19 protein-coding genes and 1 pseudogene are annotated in these 19,221 nt (G+C 69.9%); 12 read left to right on the plus strand and 8 right to left on the minus strand.

Features of this window, described 5'->3' with window-relative positions; genetic code table 11:
• Window positions 1–44 precede the first annotated feature (44 nt).
• The 3 genes from L0P92_RS29545 to L0P92_RS29555 all read right to left on the minus strand — a co-directional run bounded on the left by L0P92_RS29545 (window position 45) and on the right by L0P92_RS29555 (window position 3,381).
• A complete protein-coding gene (locus L0P92_RS29545; protein ID WP_234766106.1) occupies window positions 45–1,271 on the minus strand; it encodes a glycosyltransferase in 1,227 nt (408 codons plus the stop codon).
• Between the two features lie 56 nt (window positions 1,272–1,327).
• Entirely contained in the window at window positions 1,328–2,329 is a 1,002-nt protein-coding gene (locus L0P92_RS29550; RefSeq protein ID WP_234766107.1) for a GNAT family N-acetyltransferase, read from the minus strand.
• A 197-nt stretch (window positions 2,330–2,526) separates the two neighbouring features.
• Window positions 2,527–3,381 (minus strand): NAD-dependent epimerase/dehydratase family protein, encoded by an 855-nt coding sequence (locus L0P92_RS29555; RefSeq protein WP_234766108.1) that lies wholly within the window; start codon window positions 3,379–3,381, stop codon window positions 2,527–2,529.
• A gap of 130 nt (window positions 3,382–3,511) precedes the next feature.
• On the opposite strand from L0P92_RS29555, the gene L0P92_RS29560 reads away from it, so the two are divergent.
• Together L0P92_RS29560 and L0P92_RS29565 are read left to right on the plus strand one after the other, a co-directional pair.
• Entirely contained in the window at window positions 3,512–4,360 is an 849-nt protein-coding gene (locus L0P92_RS29560) for a helix-turn-helix transcriptional regulator (RefSeq protein ID WP_234766109.1), read from the plus strand.
• A gap of 274 nt (window positions 4,361–4,634) precedes the next feature.
• Complete coding sequence (locus L0P92_RS29565) at window positions 4,635–5,111, plus strand: hypothetical protein (protein ID WP_234766110.1); 477 nt, start codon at window positions 4,635–4,637, stop codon at window positions 5,109–5,111.
• Between the two features lie 79 nt (window positions 5,112–5,190).
• On the opposite strand, the gene L0P92_RS29570 is transcribed toward L0P92_RS29565, so the two are convergent.
• The gene (locus L0P92_RS29570; RefSeq protein ID WP_062724541.1) at window positions 5,191–5,529 is read right to left on the minus strand and encodes a P-II family nitrogen regulator; all 339 of its coding nucleotides are present in this window, start codon (window positions 5,527–5,529) and stop codon (window positions 5,191–5,193) included.
• A complete protein-coding gene (locus L0P92_RS29575) occupies window positions 5,526–6,845 on the minus strand; it encodes an ammonium transporter (protein ID WP_234766111.1) in 1,320 nt (439 codons plus the stop codon). The genes L0P92_RS29570 and L0P92_RS29575 overlap by 4 nt, the downstream gene beginning before the upstream one ends.
• Before the next feature lie 165 nt (window positions 6,846–7,010).
• Between L0P92_RS29575 and era the strand changes: the two genes are divergently transcribed.
• The 7 genes from era to L0P92_RS29610 all read left to right on the plus strand — a co-directional run bounded on the left by era (window position 7,011) and on the right by L0P92_RS29610 (window position 14,023).
• A complete protein-coding gene (gene era, locus L0P92_RS29580) occupies window positions 7,011–7,970 on the plus strand; it encodes a GTPase Era (RefSeq protein ID WP_234766112.1) in 960 nt (319 codons plus the stop codon).
• A 102-nt stretch (window positions 7,971–8,072) separates the two neighbouring features.
• The gene (locus tag L0P92_RS29585; protein WP_234766113.1) at window positions 8,073–8,486 is read left to right on the plus strand and encodes a hypothetical protein; all 414 of its coding nucleotides are present in this window, start codon (window positions 8,073–8,075) and stop codon (window positions 8,484–8,486) included.
• Complete coding sequence (locus L0P92_RS29590; protein ID WP_234766114.1) at window positions 8,483–9,040, plus strand: hypothetical protein; 558 nt, start codon at window positions 8,483–8,485, stop codon at window positions 9,038–9,040. The genes L0P92_RS29585 and L0P92_RS29590 overlap by 4 nt, the downstream gene beginning before the upstream one ends.
• A 659-nt stretch (window positions 9,041–9,699) precedes the next feature.
• Complete coding sequence (locus L0P92_RS29595; protein ID WP_234766115.1) at window positions 9,700–11,850, plus strand: PhoH family protein; 2,151 nt, start codon at window positions 9,700–9,702, stop codon at window positions 11,848–11,850.
• 15 nt (window positions 11,851–11,865) lie between these two features.
• The gene (gene ybeY, locus L0P92_RS29600) at window positions 11,866–12,363 is read left to right on the plus strand and encodes an rRNA maturation RNase YbeY (RefSeq protein WP_234766116.1); all 498 of its coding nucleotides are present in this window, start codon (window positions 11,866–11,868) and stop codon (window positions 12,361–12,363) included.
• Entirely contained in the window at window positions 12,360–13,667 is a 1,308-nt protein-coding gene (locus tag L0P92_RS29605) for a hemolysin family protein (protein WP_234766117.1), read from the plus strand. Before ybeY ends, L0P92_RS29605 begins: the two co-directional genes overlap by 4 nt.
• Window positions 13,664–14,023 carry an MmcQ/YjbR family DNA-binding protein gene (locus L0P92_RS29610; protein WP_234766118.1) on the plus strand — a complete coding sequence of 120 codons (360 nt, stop codon included), beginning with the start codon at window positions 13,664–13,666 and terminating at the stop codon, window positions 14,021–14,023. The genes L0P92_RS29605 and L0P92_RS29610 overlap by 4 nt, the downstream gene beginning before the upstream one ends.
• 25 nt (window positions 14,024–14,048) lie before the next feature.
• Here L0P92_RS29610 and L0P92_RS29615 read toward each other — a convergent pair.
• Window positions 14,049–15,499: pseudogene (locus L0P92_RS29615) on the minus strand (MFS transporter).
• 148 nt (window positions 15,500–15,647) lie between these two features.
• Between L0P92_RS29615 and L0P92_RS29620 the strand changes: the two are divergent.
• The gene (locus tag L0P92_RS29620; RefSeq protein ID WP_234766123.1) at window positions 15,648–16,469 is read left to right on the plus strand and encodes a helix-turn-helix transcriptional regulator; all 822 of its coding nucleotides are present in this window, start codon (window positions 15,648–15,650) and stop codon (window positions 16,467–16,469) included.
• A 28-nt stretch (window positions 16,470–16,497) separates the two neighbouring features.
• Window positions 16,498–16,851 carry a cytidine deaminase-like protein gene (locus L0P92_RS29625; RefSeq protein ID WP_234766119.1) on the plus strand — a complete coding sequence of 118 codons (354 nt, stop codon included), beginning with the start codon at window positions 16,498–16,500 and terminating at the stop codon, window positions 16,849–16,851.
• A 69-nt stretch (window positions 16,852–16,920) separates the two neighbouring features.
• On the opposite strand, the gene L0P92_RS29630 is transcribed toward L0P92_RS29625, so the two are convergent.
• Together L0P92_RS29630 and L0P92_RS29635 are read right to left on the minus strand one after the other, a co-directional pair.
• Window positions 16,921–17,823 (minus strand): MOSC domain-containing protein, encoded by a 903-nt coding sequence (locus L0P92_RS29630; protein ID WP_234766120.1) that lies wholly within the window; start codon window positions 17,821–17,823, stop codon window positions 16,921–16,923.
• Window positions 17,824–17,878: 55 nt separating this feature from the next.
• Entirely contained in the window at window positions 17,879–18,649 is a 771-nt protein-coding gene (locus L0P92_RS29635; RefSeq protein WP_234766121.1) for a methyltransferase domain-containing protein, read from the minus strand.
• A gap of 28 nt (window positions 18,650–18,677) precedes the next feature.
• Between L0P92_RS29635 and L0P92_RS29640 the strand changes: the two genes are divergently transcribed.
• Window positions 18,678–19,148 carry a MerR family transcriptional regulator gene (locus L0P92_RS29640; RefSeq protein ID WP_234766122.1) on the plus strand — a complete coding sequence of 157 codons (471 nt, stop codon included), beginning with the start codon at window positions 18,678–18,680 and terminating at the stop codon, window positions 19,146–19,148.
• The last annotated feature ends 73 nt before the right edge of the window (window positions 19,149–19,221 follow it).

Raw genomic sequence — 19,221 nt, forward strand, 5'->3', positions numbered from 1 at the left:
GTGTTGGTGGGGCGCATCAGGGGCGTGGACTAGGTCCTGGTCGGTCAGGCCGGTTCGCCGAAGCATTCGAGGAGGAGCTTGGCGGTCTTCTCCGCGCCGTCGGTGCGGATGGCGGGCGCCAGCTCCCTTGCCGAGGCGGTGGTCCGGGGAGCGAGGGCCGTCGCCAGGGCGGCGGACAGGGACTCCACGGTCGGGACCGGGCCGTCGTGGGCCGCGCCGATGCCCAGCGCGGCCACCCGGCCCGCCCAGTACGGCTGGTCCACGAGTTGGGGAACCACCACCTGGGGCACGCCCGCCCTCGCCGCCGTCGTGGTCGTGCCCGCCCCTCCGTGGTGGACGACGGCGGCCGTGCGCGGGAACAGCGCCTGGTGGTTCGCCTCCCCCACGGCCAGGCAGTCGTCCTGGTCGTCGATCAGCGCCAGGTCGGCCCAGCCCCGGGAGACGAGCACACGGCGGCCCTGGGCGCGTACGGCCTCGATGACCACCCGGGCGGCGTCGGACGAACCCTGCATGGGCATGCTGCCGAAGCCCACGTACACCGGCGCTGCCCCGGCCTGGAGGAACGCCTCGACGTCGGCGGGGAGGGGGCGTTCGTCCGGCTGGACCCAGACTCCGGTCTGTACGACGTCGAGATCCGCCGGCTCCTGCCACGGTCCGAGCACCGGGTCCGCGGCCAGCAGGGGCCGGCCGGTGATCGCGTAGTCGCGGACGCTGTCCAGGGGCGGCTGCCCCACCTCCGCCCTGAAGGCGGTGAGTCCGGGGCCGTAGACCGCGTTCTGGCCCTCGACGTCGAGGTCCCACAGCGTCCGGTTGTCGGTGACGCCGTCGGGGAGGGGACGGCCGGGCAGCGGGTACGGCGGGTGGTGCGGCGACGGCAGCATGCCGGGGAAGTAGGACACGTACGCGAACCGCAGCCCCAGCTTCCCGGCCGCCGTCCTGGCCCCGGCCACGGCCGGGAACAGGCCGGTCGCGACCACCGTGTCCGCTCCATCGGCGGCCGCGGTCACCGCCTCGTACTGGGCGGCGGCCAGCGTCGCCACCCGCTCGGTCATGGTGGGCGCGGCCGTGGAGTTCGCCCCCGCCGCCAGCGCGCGGATCGACAGCCGGACCGGCACCATCTCCACCCCGACGCAGGCCAGTCGCTCGGCGAACTCCTCGTCCTCGGGCGCGCACACCCGCACCTCGGCCCCGAGCCCCCGCAGCGCGACCGCCAGAGCCGCCATCGGCTCGACGTCCCCGCGCGATCCGTAGGACGACAACACGACTCGCATGTGACAGTTCCCCCTTCGTCCGATCAGGCAATGATCGCTTACTTCCGCTGCTTCGCTCAGTTCACGGCCAGGTCGAGCTGGAACTCGCGCGTGCGCCGGTAGGCGCGGAAGCCGAGCTCCCGGTTGACGGCCAGCATGTGGACGTTGTCCTCGGCGTTGTCGGTCTCGACCGCGGCGACACCGGGGTGCTCGGCGCGCAGCCGGCGCACCATCGCGGCCTTCAGCCACAGCCCCAGACCGTGCCCTCGGTGCGCGGGCACGACCGCGGTGTCGTACTGCTGGGCCTGCGGCGACGTGCCGTGCGGGAGGACGATCTCGGTGTAGCCGGCCATCGTGCCGTCGTCGTGGAGGGCGGCGAGGGTCAGGAGCGTGTCCCCGCGGCCCGCGACGACGCGGGCCATCTCGCGGACGCGGTCGGCGTCCCACTCGACGTGCCCGTAGTCCACGTCCCCCATGGGCATGTCGTTCATCGCGTTCTTGGCGGAGGCGAGGGCTGCGGCGAGGTCGTCGGGGACCGTGCCGGTCCAGCCGGTGAGCCGGTAGCCGGGGTGTTCGGCGTCGGCCTCGCGCCGGATCGCGTCCTGGTCCAGCCGGTCGAGCTCCATGATCAGGTGGTCGAGGGTCAGCACCGGCTTGAAGTGCCACCGCTCGGCGAACGCCTCGCCCGGGCCGTCGGCGCCGGCCGCGACGACCAGGCTGCGCCGGTTCTCCGTACGGCAGGCGGCGACGACGGCCGACAGCAGACGGGATCCGGTGCCCCGGCGGCGGTGTCCGGGGGCGACGTGCAGTTCCAGCTCGGCCAGGTGCTCCTGTCCGGGCTGGGTGAACAGCCGCAGTCCGGCGACGCCGACCGCGGTGCCGTCCTCGTCCGTCGCCATCCAGGTCAGTCGCCGGCTGCCCAGGGCGGGCTTGGTGAGCTGGGCGTGGATCTGCCCGGGGCCGGGCGGCGGAACTCCCGGCAGATCGTGGGCCATCGAGGCGGCAACGACCTGATGCCAGGCGGTGGTCCCGGTGACGGTGACGCGGTGCACCGGGGTGATGTGCACGTGTGCGGCCAAGGCGGCGACTCCTGTGACGGACGTGATCGAGGTGGGCGAGCCGGTCGGGGTGTTCAACTCCAGTGAAGATAGACGACGTTGACGGCACCCCACATCGGTCGGCCCTTCGAGGCTCTGGACACCCGGCCCTGGGCCACCCGCGCCCGCACCGAACTCCCCCGACTGCCGACCCAGGTCTCTGACCCGGCTCAGGTCACCTACAGCGCTCCCGCGTCCCGAGCCGCGTAGACCGACGGATACAGCGGCCGATACCCCAGCTCCCGCCGAATCCGCTCCGTGGAGACGATCGCCAGCCAGGGATCCGGATCGGTCCGGTCATACAGCTCGGCAGGCACCTCGACCCCGTTCAGCTGATGCAACTCCACCGCCGTCACAGGCGCGTCGTCGGCGATGTTGTACACCCGCCCCGCGATCCCCGGCGCGTACAGGATCCGCAGCAACCCCTGGGCGACATCCGCGTGATGCCCCATGTGCAGCCGTTGCGTCGCCGCCCAGTTCCCGGCCCACATCAGGGACTGGGCGAGATGCGGATCCCCTTCGCCGTAGACGAAGGGCAGCCGCCCGACGCGTACGTCCATGCCCTCCAGCGCCAGCAACTCCCGCTCGGCCGCCGCCTTGGCCTCCGGATAGGCACCCCACATCGCCCCACCGGGCCGGCTCTCGTCGTCCTCGGTCACCGCGCGGCCGCGTCCCGTGCCGTACACCAGCCCCGTGCTGACCTGCACGAACCGCCGCACGCCGGAGGCCTGCGCGGCGCGGCCCAGCTCGACGGCCGCGTCCCGGTTGACGGCCCGGGCCTCCTCGTCCGGTACGCCGCGGAAGGACGCGGCGACGTTCACGACGGCATCGACGCCGGCGACGGCCTTGCCGAGGGTCTCGGTGTCCCGGAGATCTCCCACGACGACCTGGGCGCCCAGTTCGGCGAAGGGTTCGCCGCGCGAGGCGTCCCGTACGAGAACCCGTACCTCCTCCCCCGGCCGCCGCTGTGCCAGCAGCCTGGGGACGAACCGCCGGCCGACCTGCCCCGTCGTACCGGTCACCAGTGTCAACATGATCTGTTCCTCTCGCCTCTCGGTCTGGTGCCTCCAGCCTCGGACGAGGCCGCCGCGGCCGGGAGAGACCCGTTGATCAGGGGATCGGCAGTCCCTGGATAAGCGGGGCGCGGTGCCGCAGTCTGGAGAGGTGAACCGAGCCGAACTCGCCGACTTCCTGCGCCGTGGCCGCGCCCGGCTGACCCCGTCGGACGTGGGCCTGACACCGGGGTCCCGGCGTCGTACGCCCGGTCTGCGCCGCGAGGAGGTGGCGCAGCTGGCGGGCATGTCGGTGGACTACTACACCCGTCTCGAACAGTCCCGTGGCCCGCGCCCGTCCCGCCAGATGCTGACGGCGCTGGCCCGCGCGCTGCGTCTGACCGACGTCGAGCAGGACCACCTCTTCCACCTGGCCGGCGAGGAGCCCCCGCGTCGCGAGACGGCTTCGGCGCACGTCCGCCCGGGGCTGCTGCTGATCCTGGACCGGCTGCACGACACCCCGGCGCAGGTGGTCAACGACTGCGGCGAGGTGCTGGCCCAGAACGCGATGGCCAAGGCGCTGGTGGGCGACGTCATGTCCCGCCCGCGCCGCGAGCGCAACCTGACCCGACTCTTCTTCCTGGACCCGACCGCGCGCACCCTCTTCCCGCAGGAGGACCTCGCCGGTCACGCACGCGCCCACGTCGCCACCCTGCGCGCGGTGGCCGCGGCCCGCCCCGACGACCCCGAACCGGCCGCGCTGGTCGCCGAACTACGGGCGTCCAGCCAGGAGTTCGCCCGCCTCTGGGACGAACACGAGGTGTCCCAGCGCAACAGAGCGACGAAACGCTTCGTACACCCCCTCGTCGGCCTCCTGGAACTGGACTGCGAGGTCATGGTCAGCCACGAACACCACCACCTCCTGGTCGTCCACACCGCCCGCCCGGGGACGGAGGCCTACGAACGCCTCCAACTGCTGCGCGTGGTGGGCCTTCAGGACATGTCGCCCAGCAAGGCCTGACTGGTCGGACCCGAATCCGCAGGCCAACGGGATTGAGAAGATCAGTAGTTGACTCGCTGGTAGTTGAGGCCGGAAATCACCCTTGCCGACCCTCGCCCCTCGCGCATCAATGGGAACGGCAGTTCCGACGGACCGTCAGATTCGGCGGAGCCGTCGGAACCGTTGGAACCCTCAGGTTCAGCTCTCCACCGCAGTGTGTCCGCATCCACCTGCCGAGCAATTCCCTCACCCCCCACTTCAGGAATTCCCCCACCTCGAAAGGGAGCGGATCCCCATGAGACGCATGCGCATCGGAGTCGGCGCGACCCTGGCGGCCGGGGCCCTCGCGGTCACCGGACTGGCCTTCGCGCCCGCCGCCCTCGCCGTCGCCCCTGGCACGGCCACGATCACCGCCGACTGCGGCAGCTTCGGCGGTGGCGAGGCCACCCTCACGGCGACGCAGAACGGCACCGCCGCCACCCTCACCGTCAACTCCTCCGCGATCACCGCGCCGATCGCCCTCGGCGAGGACTCGATCGCCTCGACGCTCACCCTGGTGAAGGCGAGCGGCGGAACCGTCGCCTTCAGCGGCACCGAGAACCCGGCGATGGCCGCCGGCGACCCCGTGCAGGTCGGCCCGCTCAGCGGCACCGTCGCCTCCGGCGACAGCCTGGAGGCCTTCGGCGGATCGCTGCAGATGACCGTCTTCGGCATCACCATCACCTGCACGGCGACCGGGCCGCAGTCGCCGGGCCCGTTCGTGTTCGACTGACCGGCGTGACGTACTGGCGTACCGGCGTGACGTACTGACGTAACTGAACGGTGAGCGCGGTCCCGGCGCCGCTACGGCTCTACAGCGCGTCGGGGCCGCGCTCGCCCGTCCGTACCCGTACGACCGTGTCGACCGGCAGCGCCCAGACCTTGCCGTCGCCGATCTTGCCGGTCTGGGCGGCCTTCACGATGGCGTCGATGACGTCGTCGGCCGCCGCGTCGTCCACGACGACCTCGATCCGCACCTTCGGCACCAGGTCGACCTGGTACTCCGCGCCCCGGTACACCTCGGTGTGGCCGCGCTGACGGCCGTAGCCGCTCGCCTCGGTCACGGTCAGACCGTGCACACCGATCTCCTGGAGGGCGGTCTTGACCTCGTCGAGCCGGTACGGCTTGACGATCGCGGTGATCAGCTTCATGCCTGCTTCTTGACCTTCTGCGCGGCGGGGACGGAGGTGGAGAGGGACGAGGTGACCGGGGCGCCGTGCCCCAGGACCCCGTGATCGTAGGCGCTCTCGGCGTGCACCGTAAGGTCCAGGCCCTTGTGCTCCTGCTCCTCGCTCGCCCGGAAGCCCATGACCTTGTCGATGGCCTTGCCGATGCCGTAGGTGACGAGGAAGGCGTACGCCGCCACCACCACGACCGCCACCGACTGCTTGCCGAGCTGCGCGAGCCCGCCGCCGTGGAGCAGGCCCTCGGCGCCGCCCGTCATGGTGGCCGTCGCGAAGACGCCGATCAGCAGGGTGCCGATCACGCCGCCGACCAGGTGGACGCCGACGACGTCCAGGGAGTCGTCGTAGTCGAACCGGAACTTCCAGGCCACGGCGTACGAGCAGACGACACCGGCGGCGAGCCCGATGACGAGCGCGCCCAGCAGTGAGACCGAGCCGCAGGACGGGGTGATGGCGACGAGACCGGCGACCGCGCCGGAGGCGGCGCCCAGCGTCGTCGGGTGGCCGTCGCGCTTGTGCTCGACGAAGAGCCAGCCGAGCAGACCGGTGCAGCCGGCGGCGAGGGTGTTGAGGAAGACGGCGGCCGCGAGACCGTTGGCGCCGAGGGCGGAACCGGCGTTGAAGCCGAACCAGCCGAACCAGAGCAGGCCGGCGCCGAGCACGACCATCGGCAGGTTGTGCGGCCGCATGGCGTCCTTCTTGAACCCGAGCCGCGGCCCGAGGACCAGGCAGAGCGCCAGTCCGGAGGCGCCGGAGGTGATCTCGACGGGCAGGCCGCCGGCGAAGTCGAGGGCGCCGAGGTGTTCGAGGATCCAGCCGCCGGGGCCCCAGGTCCAGTGGGCGACCGGAACGTATACGAGCAGCGCCCACACCGGCACGAACACCACCCACGCCCCGAACTTCGCCCGGTCCGCGACGGCGCCGCTGACCAGTGCGGCGGTGATGATCGCGAAGGTGAGCTGGAAGGTGGCGAAGAGGAGGGTGGGGACGGTCCCCTGGACGCTGTCCGGCCCGAGACCGGCCATCCCGGCGTGCTCCAGCCCGCCGATCAGCCCGCCGCCCGCGTCGTCCCCGAAGGCGAGCGAGTATCCGCAGGCCAGCCATACGACGGTGACGAGCGCGATGGACACGAAGCTCATCAGCAGCATGTTGAGGACGCTCTTCGTGCGGACCATGCCGCCGTAGAACAGGGCCAGGCCCGGTGTCATCAGCAGGACGAGGGCGGTGGCGGCGAGCAGCCAGGCGGTGTCGCCGGTGTCGACGCTTGCGGCGGCGAGGGGCACGGTTGTCTCCAACGGTGTCGGGGCTCGTCAGAGATTCACCGGTTCGCGTTTCCGGGGGCGTACGGGTGTGTTTCGGTGACGTTTCGTTGCGTGGGGGTTTCCGGAAGCTCACCGGGCGGGCCGCGGTCGGGCGCGTGTGCGGCAGGGCTCTGTGGATCAGGGAGAATGGGCGCCATGAGCGTGCGCAGTAAGTCATCCGAGCCGTCCGAGGCGCCCCATCGCGCCGGCTTCGCCTGCTTCGTGGGCCGCCCCAACGCGGGCAAGTCCACCCTGACGAACGCTCTGGTCGGCCAGAAGGTGGCGATCACCGCGAACCAGCCGCAGACGACGCGGCACACCGTGCGCGGGATCGTGCACCGGGACGACGCCCAGTTGATCCTGGTCGACACCCCCGGTCTGCACAAGCCGCGCACGTTGCTCGGCGAGCGGCTCAACGACGTCGTCCGGACGACCTGGGCCGAGGTCGACGTGATCGGTTTCTGCCTGCCGGCGAACGAGAAGCTCGGGCCCGGTGACCGCTTCATCGCCAAGGAACTCGCGTCGATCAAGAAGACGCCGAAGATCGCGATCGTCACCAAGACCGACCTCGTGGACGGCAAGACCCTGGCCGAACAGCTCATCGCGATCGACCAGCTCGGCAAGGAGCTCGGCTTCGAGTGGGCCGAGATCGTCCCCGTCTCGGCCGTCGGCGACAAGCAGGTGGGTCTGCTGGCCGACCTGATCGTCCCGCTGCTCCCGGAGGGGCCGGCGCTCTATCCCGAGGGCGACCTCACGGACGAGCCGGAACAGGTCATGATCGCCGAGCTCATTCGGGAGGCGGCGCTTGAGGGTGTCCGCGATGAGCTTCCGCACTCCATCGCCGTCGTCGTCGAGGAGATGCTTCCCCGCGAGGACCGGCCTGCCGACAAGCCTCTCCTCGACATCCATGCCTTCGTCTACATCGAGCGCCCGAGTCAGAAGGGGATCATCATCGGGCCCAAGGGCAAGCGGTTGAAGGAGGTCGGGATCAAGTCGCGCAAGCACATCGAGGCGTTGCTGGGGACGCCGGTCTTTCTGGATCTGCATGTGAAGGTGGCGAAGGACTGGCAGCGGGATCCTCGGCAGTTGCGGAAGCTGGGGTTCTGAACCCTTCAGCTCGTTGATCACTTGTCTGAAGCGCCAGCCCACATTGCCGAGTTACTGATTCACTATCAGTCGAACGTGTGGACACAACGGGGAGGGGACACCGTGGACCCGACGCTTATCGCCTTGGCCAGCGCAGGCGGTACGGCCGTGGTATCGGCCATGGCAACGGAGGGATGGAACACGCTTCGATCAGGTGTCGTCACTCTGTGGCGACAGTTTCGCCCCGACTCCGCTGATGAACTGGAACGGGAACTCGACACGACACGTTCAGCTCTCGTCGCAGCCCAGGCCGACGAAGTCGAACTGGTCCGACATGCTCTTCAGTCTGCCTGGCAAGGGCGCATGTTGACCCTCTTCCTGGAAGATCCGGCGGCCGCAGCGGAGTTCGAAGCCCTGCTATCGAGGCTCGGGGATGTCGGCTCGCCCGGAATGACAAGCACCAGCTTCCACGCCGAGGCCCGTGATCACGGTCGCGTGTACCAAGCAGGCGGGAACCAGTTCATCAGCGAGCGATGAGCACAGGGCGCTGGGACGACGACGAAGACACCCCTTGGCACATGCGCGCCAGCGCCGAGGATGAGGGGCGCGTCTACCAAGCGGGCGGCGACCAGCACATCACGGAGTATCACTTCCATGGCTCGTCGCCCGGCATAGACGCCGATGACGACGAGGATGGAGACGACGACTGGGGCTACTACGAGACGGAAGGCAGTTCCTGGGGCGGGATCTGGGAGTCCCTGCTCAGCTTTCTTGTCGCCTTGGCTCCACTGCTTCCACTCGCAATCGCGGGCGCAAGCACACGCTCCGTATGGACGGATGAGTCCGACCCCTCGACCTGGTGGGCCGTGCTCTACTCACTGGGAGCCGTCATCGTCGGTGCAATAGGCCTCATCTTCCTTCGTGAACGCCTGTCCTACAGATCAGGCCTGATCGACACGGTTTCCTGGCTGTACGCACCCGTGAGCATCGCTGTCTTCGTCTACTACGTCGTCCGGGACCCTGCCGAGCTCCAGCTCAAGTTCATCGGAGACATCGGCCTGGAGCTTGCCCATAAACTCGGCCCTCTGTGATCCCGCCACTAGCAATGCTTGCTTTCCCAATACCAGGAGAAACCAGCCATGAAGGCCGGAGGTCGGCGCAACGAAGATCGCTCTGAGTGGCGGCTGCACGCACGAGCCGAGGGCGAGGGACGCGTATATCAGGCTGGTGGCGACCAGCACGTGACTGTTCACGTTCACGGGGTGCAGCCAGGATCCGAGCCGGTGTCGTACCGGAGGGCTGCGCTCACACCGTTCATCCGGCTGCTCCAACTAGTGTTGGTCATTGCCTTCAGTGTCCTTGGCCTGGCCACCGCTTTGCTCTTCCACCGTGGCGGGTTCACAGTCCCGTTCTTCCAGAGTCTCGGACTCTTCGCGGGGAGCCTCGCACTTCTGATGGTCACTGAACGCCTCACCACGGGCCGCTGGCACAGATGGTCACGCACCACCCGCCGGCGAGCACCACGTCTGTGATCAGACCTGGCGGCACAGCCGAGCTCCTAAGGACGGCATGTGGGGGCACAACGGGACCGGACGTGATGGGCTGCATACCGACCGTGAACATCTCCCACGCCCCCCTTGAAAAGCCTTACGGCGTTGTCGGTCCCCCGGCGTACTCTTGAAATCGCCAGGCCGCCCAAGTGGCGGGCGAGTCGCATCGAGGAGGACGAGCAAGGCCTACGAGCCGGCCCATGACTCAGACACCCACAGCTCACACACCCGCGCAGGGTCAGGCGAGAGCACAGTTCACAGTCCCCGCCCAGCACCCCATGGTGACCGTGCTGGGGTCCGGCGACTCTCTCCTGCGCGTGATCGAGAAGGCATTCCCGGCGACCGACATCCACGTCCGGGGCAACGAGATCAGCGCGGTCGGCGACGCTCACGAAGTCGCTCTGGTCCAGCGCCTGTTCGACGAGATGATGCTGGTGCTCCGCACCGGGCAACCGATGACGGAGGACGCAGTGGAACGCTCGATTGCCATGCTCAGGGCGAGTGAGAACGGCGAGGGACCGGAGGAGACCCCGGCCGAGGTTCTGACCCAGAACATCCTGTCCTCCCGCGGCCGCACGATCCGCCCCAAGACCCTCAACCAGAAGCGGTACGTCGACGCGATCGACAAGCACACGGTCGTCTTCGGCATCGGTCCCGCCGGTACGGGCAAGACCTACCTCGCCATGGCCAAGGCGGTGCAGGCCCTGCAGTCCAAGCAGGTCAACCGCATCATTCTGACCCGGCCCGCGGTCGAGGCCGGTGAGCGGCTCGGCTTCCTGCCGGGCACGCTCTACGAGAAGATCGACCCCTACCTGCGGCCCTTGTACGACGCACTGCACGACATGCTCGACCCGGACTCGATTCCCCGGTTGATGGCGGCGGGGACGATTGAGGTGGCTCCGCTGGCATATATGCGCGGACGCGCCCAGCCTGTTTTCACGAACGTCCTGACTCCGGACGGTTGGCGTCCCATCGGTGACCTCCAGGTCGGTGACCTGGTCATCGGTTCGAACGGCGAGCCGACCCCGGTCCTCGGCGTCTACCCGCAAGGCGAGAAGGACATCTATCGCGTCGCCGCCCAGGACGGTTCCTGGACGCTGTGCTGCGGCGAACATCTCTGGACGGTCCGCACCGCTGCAGACAAGCGCCGCAATAAGCCGTGGCGGGTCCTGGAGACCCAGGAGATGATCGGCAACCTGCGTGCGGCCCACGCACGCCGGTACGAGCTGCCTCTGCTCACGGCGCCAGTGTGCTTCCCAGAGCGCGAGGTTCCCATGGACCCGTACGCCCTGGGGCTGCTGCTGGGCGACGGTTGCCTCACGGGATCCACGACTCCTTCTTTCGCAACGGAGGATGCGGAGCTGGCCGAGGCGCTGGAAACCGCGCTGCCTGGTGTCGCGGTACGCCACAAGGGCGGACCCGACTACATCCTCAACCGGATCAAGTCCCCGGGCGACGTGGTCACCCTTGAGAACCCCGTCACACGGGTTCTTCGAGAGCTGGACCTGCTGCGCACTCGCTCGCACACCAAGTTCGTCCCGGACGACTACCTGTACAACTCCGCCGAGGTCCGACTGGCCGTACTCCAAGGTCTACTCGACTCCGACGGTGGTCCGGTCACGCAGGGGGGCCGCACGTGCCGTATCCAGTACGTGACGACGTCGATCCTGCTGCGGGACGACGTGATCTCGCTCGTGCAGTCACTGGGCGGCGTCGCGTACACCCGTCGCCGTGCTGCCGAGGGCCGTAAGCCTGGCTTCGCCAACGGCCAAGATGTCGCGTACCGCCGTGACGCCCACGTCATCGACATCCGCCTCCCGGAAGGCATCGAGCCCTTCCGTCTCACCCGCAAGCGCGACAAGTACCTCGCAGCCGGAGGCGGCGGACGCCCGATGCGGTTCATCGACAGCATCGAGCCCGCAGGCAGGGAGGAAGCCGTCTGCATCCAGGTGGCCGCCGAGGACTCCCTCTACGTCACTCAGGACTACCTGCTGACGCACAACACCCTCAACGACGCCTTCATCATCCTGGACGAGGCCCAGAACACCAGCCCCGAGCAGATGAAGATGTTCCTCACCCGCCTCGGCTTCGACTCGAAGATAGTCATCACCGGTGACGTCACCCAGGTCGACCTCCCGGACGGCACCAAGTCCGGTCTGCGGCAGGTGCAGGACATCCTGGAGGGCGTCGAGGACGTCCACTTCTCGCGGCTGTCGTCCCACGATGTCGTCCGGCACAAGCTGGTCGGCCGTATCGTCGACGCGTACGAGAAGTTCGACAACAAGCACGGCACCCAGAACGGCACGCACAAGGGGCAGGGCCGGGGCAGGTCCGGGCACAAAGGGAAGTAGAGACCGAGCAGCACCATGTCGATCGACGTCAACAACGAGTCCGGAACCGAGGTCGACGAGCAGGCGATCCTCGACATCGCCCGCTACGCGCTCGCGCGGATGCGCATCCACCCGCTCTCCGAGCTCTCGGTGATCGTCGTGGACGCCGACGCCATGGAGCAGCTCCACATCCAGTGGATGGACCTGCCCGGCCCGACGGATGTCATGTCCTTCCCGATGGACGAGCTGCGGCCGCCGTCGAAGGACGACGAGGAACCGCCCCAGGGGCTGCTCGGTGACATCGTGCTGTGTCCCGAAGTCGCCGCCAAGCAGGGGGCCGAGGCGCCCACGCAGCACTCCATGGATGAGGAGCTCCAGCTGCTCACCGTCCACGGGGTGCTGCATCTGCTCGGCTACGACCACGAGGAGCCCGACGAGAAGGCCGAGATGTTCGGTCTCCAGGCCGCCATCGTGGACGGCTGGCGCACCGAGCAGGGCCTGACGGGTCCGTCGCCCGCCCCGACCGTGTCATGAGCCTTCCCCTTGTCTCCGGCGCCATCGCCCTGGTGGTCGTGGCCTGGCTCGCCGCCTGCGCGGAGGCGGGCCTGGCGCGCGTCTCCAGCTTCCGTGCCGAGGAGGCCGTACGCGGCGGGCGGCGCGGCAGCGAGAAGCTCGCGCTGGTCGCCGCCGATCCGACGCGCTATCTGAACGTGGCGCTGCTGGTGCGCGTGGCCTGCGAGATGGCCGCCGCCGCGCTGGTCACGTACGCCTGCCTGCAGGAGTTCGACAGCACCACCGAGGCCCTGCTGGTCGCGATAGCGGTCATGGTGCTGGTGTCGTACGTCGCCGTCGGGGTCTCCCCGCGCACCATCGGCCGCCAGCACCCGCTGAACACGGCGACGGCGGCCGCGTACGTGCTGCTGCCGCTCGCCCGGATCATGGGCCCGATCCCGTATCTGCTGATCCTCATCGGCAACGCGCTCACCCCCGGCAAGGGCTTCCGCCGCGGCCCGTTCGCGTCCGAGGCGGAGCTGCGGGCGCTGGTCGACCTCGCCGAGAAGGAGTCGCTGATCGAGGACGAGGAGCGCCGCATGGTGCACTCGGTCTTCGAACTCGGCGACACCCTCGTGCGCGAGGTCATGGTCCCGCGTACCGACCTCGTCGTCATCGAGCGTTACAAGACCATCCGCCAGGCCCTCACTCTCGCCCTGCGCTCCGGTTTCTCGCGGATACCGGTCGTCGGGGAGAGCGAGGACGACGTGGTCGGGATGGTGTATCTGAAGGACCTGACCCGCAAGACGCACATCTCCCGGGACGCCGAGAGCGAGCTGGTGTCCACGGCCATGCGGCCCGCGTTCTTCGTGCCCGACACCAAGAACGCCGGTGACCTGCTGCGCGAGATGCAGAAGGAACGCAACCACGTCGCCGTCGTCATCGACGAGTACGGCGGCACGGCCGGCATCGTCACCATCGAGGACATCCTCGAGGAGATCGTCGGCGAGATCACCGACGAGTACGACCGTGAGCTGCCGCCGGTGGAGGACCTCGGCGAGGACCGCTACCGCGTCACCGCCCGCCTGGACATCACCGACCTGGGCGAGCTGTACGGCCTCGACGAGTACGACGACGAGGACGTGGAGACGGTCGGCGGGCTGCTGGCGAAGGCGCTGGGCCGGGTGCCGATCGCCGGGGCGTCGTCCGTGGTCGAGCTGCCCGACAGCCGGAAGCTGCGGCTGACGGCGGAGGCGGCGGCGGGCCGGCGGAACAAGATCGTGACGGTGCTGGTGGAGCCGGTGAGCCCGGCTCCGGCGGAGGAGCGGGAGGCGAAGGCGGAGTGAGCCCCGAGGAGCTGCGCGGCTTCTGTCTGTCGTTCAACGCCGCCGTGGAGGACTTCCCCTTCGCCCCGGACATCTCCGTCTTCAAGGTCCTGGGCAAGATGTTCGCCCTGAGCTGGATGGACGCCCGCCCGCTCACCGTCAACCTCAAGTGCGACCCGGAGGACGCGGTCCGGCTGCGCGAGAAGCATCCCGGCCTGATCATCCCCGGCTACCACATGAACAAGCGGCACTGGAACACGGTGACGGTCGACGGCGAGCTCCCGGACCGGCTGGTTCGGGAGCTCATCGAGGACTCGTACGACCTGGTCGTGGCGGGCCTGCCGAGAGCCGAGCGGCTGCGTCTCGACCGCCCCTGAGCCGACCGTCACACCGAGCGGGCCGTCACACCGAGCGGGCCGTCCGTCGGGTCCGCAGCCCGAGCGCGACCAGGGCCGCCGCGGCGAGCACGATCCCCGCGTCGAGCGCCAGCACCGTGCGGGTGCCGGAGAGCAGGTCGCCGGAGGTCGTCGCGAGGACGCCCAGCAGCGGGATGCCGACGGTGAGGCCGACCTGCTGGGTCGAGGTGACCAGGCCGGTGGCCAGGCCCTGCTCCTCGTCGGGGACGCCGGAGGTGACCGTCAGGCCGTAGGAGATGATCGCGCCCAGGTGGAACATGCTCGCCAGCGAGACGGCGGCCGTGGCGAGCCAGACGGACCAGCCGTGGGCGTCGAGGAACACCAGTCCGGCGATGAAGGCGCCCTGCCCCGCGAGCGAGACGACCAGCGTGCGGCGGGCGCCGAGACGGCTGACGAACCTCGGGGTGAGCGTGCCCGCGAGCACCGACATGACGCCCTGGACCCCGAAGACCAGGCCGGTCTGCCAGGCCGACAGACGCAGGATCTCCTGGAGGTACAGGGTCAGCACGAAGATCACCGTCGACATCATCGAGAAGGTGACCAGACCGCCCAGGTTGCCCCACGCCACCGTGCGGCGGCGCAGCATGGGCAGGGAGACCAGGGGTGCCGCGGTGCGGGACTCGACGACCGTGAAGGCCGCGAGGAGCGCGAGGCCGGCGATCAGGGTCGCGACGACGTCGACGCGGGCGAAGCCGTGGTCGGCGGCCGTCGTCAGGGCGTAGATCAGGGACAGCAGACCGCCGGTGACCGTGATCGCGCCGGGCACGTCCAGGTGCGGGCGGTCCGGGGTGCGGGACTCGGGCAGCAGACCGGGCGCGAGCGGCAGCACGATCAGGGCGAAGACCGCCAGCAGACCCATGGTGGAACGCCAGCCGAACGCGTCGGTCAGGACGCCGCCCGCGACCATGCCGATCGTGAAGCCGAGGGACATCAGCGTGCCGGAAATGCCGAGGGCGCGGTCCCGGGCGGGCCCTCGGCGAAGGTGGTGGTCAGCAGGGACATGCCGGTCGGGACGATGACCGCGGCGCCGAGGCCTTGCAGGGCGCGGCCCGCGAGGAACGACGCCGGGTCCCAGGCGAACGTCGCGAGGACCGAGGCGGCGGCGAACAGGGCGAGGCCGGTGAGGAACAGCCTGCGGCGGCCGTACAGGTCGCCGATGCGGCCGAAGAGCAGCAGGAAGCCGCCGGACGGCAGCGCGAACGCCGTGACCGCCCACTGGAGTGCCGACTGGCTCATGCCGAGGTCGGCGCCGAGGACGGGCAGGGCGACGTTCAGGACGGAGAAGTCCAGCGCGACCATGAACTGGGCGGCGCACAGGACGAAGAGGACGAGTTTGTCGCGCGTCGACATCCGGGAGGACCGGGGGGTGTCGAGCGGTGGGGCTGGGCTTGCGGTCTGAGTCGGGGACGAGTTGGGGCCGGTGGTGTCGATCGCCATGCGCAACAGCCTGCTGGCGTCGGAATAGCCGTGGGGAGCGGCAAGTTGTGCTGGTGGTGGCACCACCAGCCAACAGGACGAGGGGGATCCGTACGTGTCCGTGGACACGCTGAAGAGTCATCGGCGGCGCGAGCTGCGCGAGTTCCTGATGAGCAGGCGGGCCCGGGTGACCCCGGCCGACGCCGGTCTGCCGGACGGTGGCGCGCGGCGCCGTACGCCGGGGTTGCGGCGCGAGGAGGTCGCCGTGCTCGCCGGGGTGGGCACGTCCTGGTACCAGTGGCTGGAGCAGGGGCGGGACATCTCCGTGTCGCCACAGGTGCTGGACTCGGTGGGCCGGGTGCTGCGGCTGAGCAACGCCGAGCGGCGGCATCTGTATCTGCTGGCCGGGCTGAATCCGCCGGAGCGCGAGGTGGAGCCCGGGAAGCGGGACATGTGCGACGGGCTGCGGCGGCTGATCGACGCCTGGATGCCGTATCCGGCGCACATCATGGACCGGTACTACAACGGCGTGCTGCACAACGACGCGGCGGTGACGGTGCTCGGCATGCGTCCCGGCAAGCGGTGGAACTGCCTGATCGACTTCTTCACGGACCCGAAGTACCGGTCGCGGGCGAGGAACTGGGAGCAGAACGCCCGTACGGTCGTGGCGCAGTTCCGCGCGCGCTGCTCGGCCTCTCCCGACGACGAGGGGTTCCAGGCCGTGCTGGCCGAGGCGCGGGCGTGCAGTCCGGAGTTCACCGAGTTGTGGGAGCGGCGGGACATCGAGGACGCCGGGCAGATCCGCAAGGAGCTGGACCATCCGCTGGTCGGGGAGCTGTGTCTGGAGTCGAGCGTGATGCAGATGCCGGCCCGGCCCGATCTGTCGATCGTGCTGCACACGCCGCTGGACGAGGCGAACACGGCGGCGAAGCTTCAGTGGCTGGCGTCCCCCGAGGGGCGGCGCGGGGCCATGTACCCCGTGGCCGGTTAGGGCCGGTGGCGCTACGTATGCTCAGCTCATGACCGACAACAACGCGCTCGACCCCGAGGACCGCAAGATCGTCACCCTGGCCCGTTCCGCGCGGGCCCGCAACGGTGTGGCCGAGGGGGCGGCCGTACGGGACGACACCGGCCGTACCTATGTCGCCGGGACCGTCGAACTGGACTCCCTGAAGCTGAGCGCGCTGCGGACCGCCGTGGCGATGGCGGTGGCTTCCGGGGCCACCTCGTTGGAGGCGGCGGCAGTGGTGACGGAGGCGGAGGGGGTCCCGGCGGAGGACCGGGCCGCGGTGCGGGATCTTGGGGGGCCGGGGACGCCGGTGTTGGTGGCGGGGGTGGACGGGGCGGTGCGGTCCACGACGTCGGCAGGCTGAGGCGCGGCCTTTCCTCGCCCACGCGGCGGAGCCGCTCGCTGGAGGGCTTCCTACAGTCCGGAGGGCTTCCTACAGTTCGGCCTCGCCCCACTCCTGGACGACCGCCTCGTCGCCGACGGACAGCTTGCCCGGCCGCAGCACGGAGAACTTCGCGCCGAACACCACGCCTCCGCTCGCCGCGCGCCGGTGGCGTGCGAGCGTACGCAGCGGCTCCGGCCCCCGCCGCGCCCCGGCTTCCTGGTCGACCAGAGTGACCGCGCAGCGCACCGCGAGCTTGGCGTAACCGAGTTCGGCCCCGCCGATGGCGAGGCGGCGCGCGCGGTCCTCGGCGTGCGGTACGGCCGCCCAGTCGCCACCGTCGCTGTCGCTGTCACTGTCACTGTCACTGTCGAGACCTTGGCCCGGGCCGCCGGCGACGACGATGTTCGGGCGGAAGCGGTTCATCGGCAGGGGCGGGGAGCCGCGCTCGGCCATCCGCCGGTTGAGGAGGGCGAGGGAGGACCGGGACAGCAGGTGTACGGCGCTGCTGTCGGCATAGCCGGAGGGGCCCGGGGTCAGGCCGTCGGCGACCCGGTCGTGCTCCGGTGGCACGCGGACCAGGCGGCTGGGGGTGCCGAGGACCTCCGAGAGCCAGGCAGCGGCTTCATCACCCTGGTCGATCCCCTGGAAGGAGGCACCGAACAGGTCGACCTCGCGGCGCGGCGCGGACGTGGTGACGTCGAGGTGCACCGTGCCGTAACGGCCCGTGGTGTCGGTCGAGTCGAGTGTGAGCCGGCTGCCGTCGGCGCTGACCGCGGGTCGGATCAGGGCGAGGCGGGGATGGCGGCGCTGGGTGCGATACACCCCCTCTTCGCTGACCACCATGAAACTGCGGTCGTGCGCGAGTCCCGCCGGTGTGAGCAGCGCATCGCTCATCGACGTGCCCGCACATCCCTTGATGGGGTAGCAGATCAGGTCCACGACATCGGCCATGTGCCGGCTCCTTACCTTGAAGACCGTTTCGTCAGAAGTACGAAGTACGCAGTACTCAGGCGGAGGCGGCGGCCACGAAAACCGGAATGGCGACCAGGAAGCGTCCGGCCTCGGCGCGCCGGCGCTGTTCGGCGAGCCACTCGTCCGCCTGGTCACGGTCCAGGGCGCCGCCGGCACAGGCCGGCTCCGCGAGCCTCGCGACCAGGGACAGCATCGCAGGGTCGGTGAACACATGGGTGTGCGCCTCGACCGTGACATCGCGGAAGCCGCCGTCCAGGAGCAGGCCGCGGTACGCCCGGCCGGCGCGGGGCGTGGCCAGGAGGTCGGCACGGGCGTGCACGATCGTGCGGGTGAGCGCCGCGTCATCCGAGTCGATCATGATGGCGTCCCAGTCCTGTCCGACCAGGACGATCCTGCCGCCCGGGCAGAGGACCCGGCGTGCCTCCGCCACCGCGCGTTGCGGCTCCTGGAGCAGGTGGAAGACCTTGTCGGCGCGGTAGCCCCGCACGCCTCCGTCGGCGAACGGCAGATCCTCCGCGTCCGCCTGCCGGAACTCGGCCTCCGTCCACCGCTCCCGGGCCGCGGCGAGCATCCACGGGCTGGGATCCACGCCCACCGCGTGGACGCCGCGTCGGGCCAGCTCGGCGACGGCTCGTCCGGCGCCGCAGCCGACGTCCACGACGGTCGAGCCCGGGAGGAGGGACAGCAGTTCGTAGGAGCGGGCTCGTAGCCGAGTGGCGCTCGGCATGCGGTCCGCGGCGTCGAGGACGGCCAGCATGGCTGCGGTGTCGCGGTGTTCTTCCACCGGTTCCTGGTTCTTGGACATGGGCGTCATGCTGCGACTTAATGTCGACATGAAGTCAAGCGAAGAGGACGGCGCCGGCACGTTGAGCATCGGTGCACTCGCGGCACGGTTCGGCTTGGCCACGCATGTACTGCGGCATTGGGAGGCGATGGGCCTGCTGCGGCCGGGGCGGGACGCCGGCGGGCGCCGTCGCTACGGTGCGGACGACCTCACCCGCGTGGCGACGATCCTCATCCTCAAGGAGGCCGGTCTCGACCTGAGCACCATCAGGACCCTGTCCGCAACCGCCGACCGCGCCACCCGCCACGAGATCCTGCGCCCCGCGGCCGAGGAGCTCCGGTCGAGAATCGCGGCGGCCCAGGCCTCACTGGAACTCATCGAGGGCGGCCTCAACTGCGAGTACGAAGACGTCACCCACTGCCCGAACTACCGACGACTCATCGCCGAACGAACCAGCTCCCACACCTCGCCCCCGCCGCCCCTACCCGTTGTTCTTCGGGTGCGGGTAGGTGGGGGCTGATCGCGCAGTTCCCCGCGCCCCTGAGGTCTTTCAGCCCGTCCGGCGTTTGAGGACGAGGCCCGGAGGGCCGATG

The organism is Streptomyces muensis (assembly GCF_021474425.1).
Classification (GTDB): domain Bacteria; phylum Actinomycetota; class Actinomycetes; order Streptomycetales; family Streptomycetaceae; genus Streptomyces; species Streptomyces muensis.

Excerpts from the sequence above, each read along its gene's own strand:
- L0P92_RS29545 (WP_234766106.1), bottom strand. The coding sequence starts at position 1,271 with ATGCGAGTCGTGTTGTCGTCCTACGGATCGCGCGGGGACGTCGAGCCG.
- L0P92_RS29555 (WP_234766108.1), bottom strand. The coding sequence starts at position 3,381 with ATGTTGACACTGGTGACCGGTACGACGGGGCAGGTCGGCCGGCGGTTC.
- L0P92_RS29565 (WP_234766110.1), top strand. The coding sequence starts at position 4,635 with ATGAGACGCATGCGCATCGGAGTCGGCGCGACCCTGGCGGCCGGGGCC.
- L0P92_RS29570 (WP_062724541.1), bottom strand. The coding sequence starts at position 5,529 with ATGAAGCTGATCACCGCGATCGTCAAGCCGTACCGGCTCGACGAGGTC.
- era (WP_234766112.1), top strand. The coding sequence starts at position 7,011 with ATGGGCGCCATGAGCGTGCGCAGTAAGTCATCCGAGCCGTCCGAGGCG.
- L0P92_RS29590 (WP_234766114.1), top strand. The coding sequence starts at position 8,483 with ATGAGCACAGGGCGCTGGGACGACGACGAAGACACCCCTTGGCACATG.
- L0P92_RS29595 (WP_234766115.1), top strand. The coding sequence starts at position 9,700 with ATGACTCAGACACCCACAGCTCACACACCCGCGCAGGGTCAGGCGAGA.
- ybeY (WP_234766116.1), top strand. The coding sequence starts at position 11,866 with ATGTCGATCGACGTCAACAACGAGTCCGGAACCGAGGTCGACGAGCAG.
- L0P92_RS29605 (WP_234766117.1), top strand. The coding sequence starts at position 12,360 with ATGAGCCTTCCCCTTGTCTCCGGCGCCATCGCCCTGGTGGTCGTGGCC.
- L0P92_RS29620 (WP_234766123.1), top strand. The coding sequence starts at position 15,648 with ATGAGCAGGCGGGCCCGGGTGACCCCGGCCGACGCCGGTCTGCCGGAC.
- L0P92_RS29625 (WP_234766119.1), top strand. The coding sequence starts at position 16,498 with ATGACCGACAACAACGCGCTCGACCCCGAGGACCGCAAGATCGTCACC.
- L0P92_RS29630 (WP_234766120.1), bottom strand. The coding sequence starts at position 17,823 with ATGGCCGATGTCGTGGACCTGATCTGCTACCCCATCAAGGGATGTGCG.
- L0P92_RS29635 (WP_234766121.1), bottom strand. The coding sequence starts at position 18,649 with ATGTCCAAGAACCAGGAACCGGTGGAAGAACACCGCGACACCGCAGCC.
- L0P92_RS29640 (WP_234766122.1), top strand. The coding sequence starts at position 18,678 with ATGAAGTCAAGCGAAGAGGACGGCGCCGGCACGTTGAGCATCGGTGCA.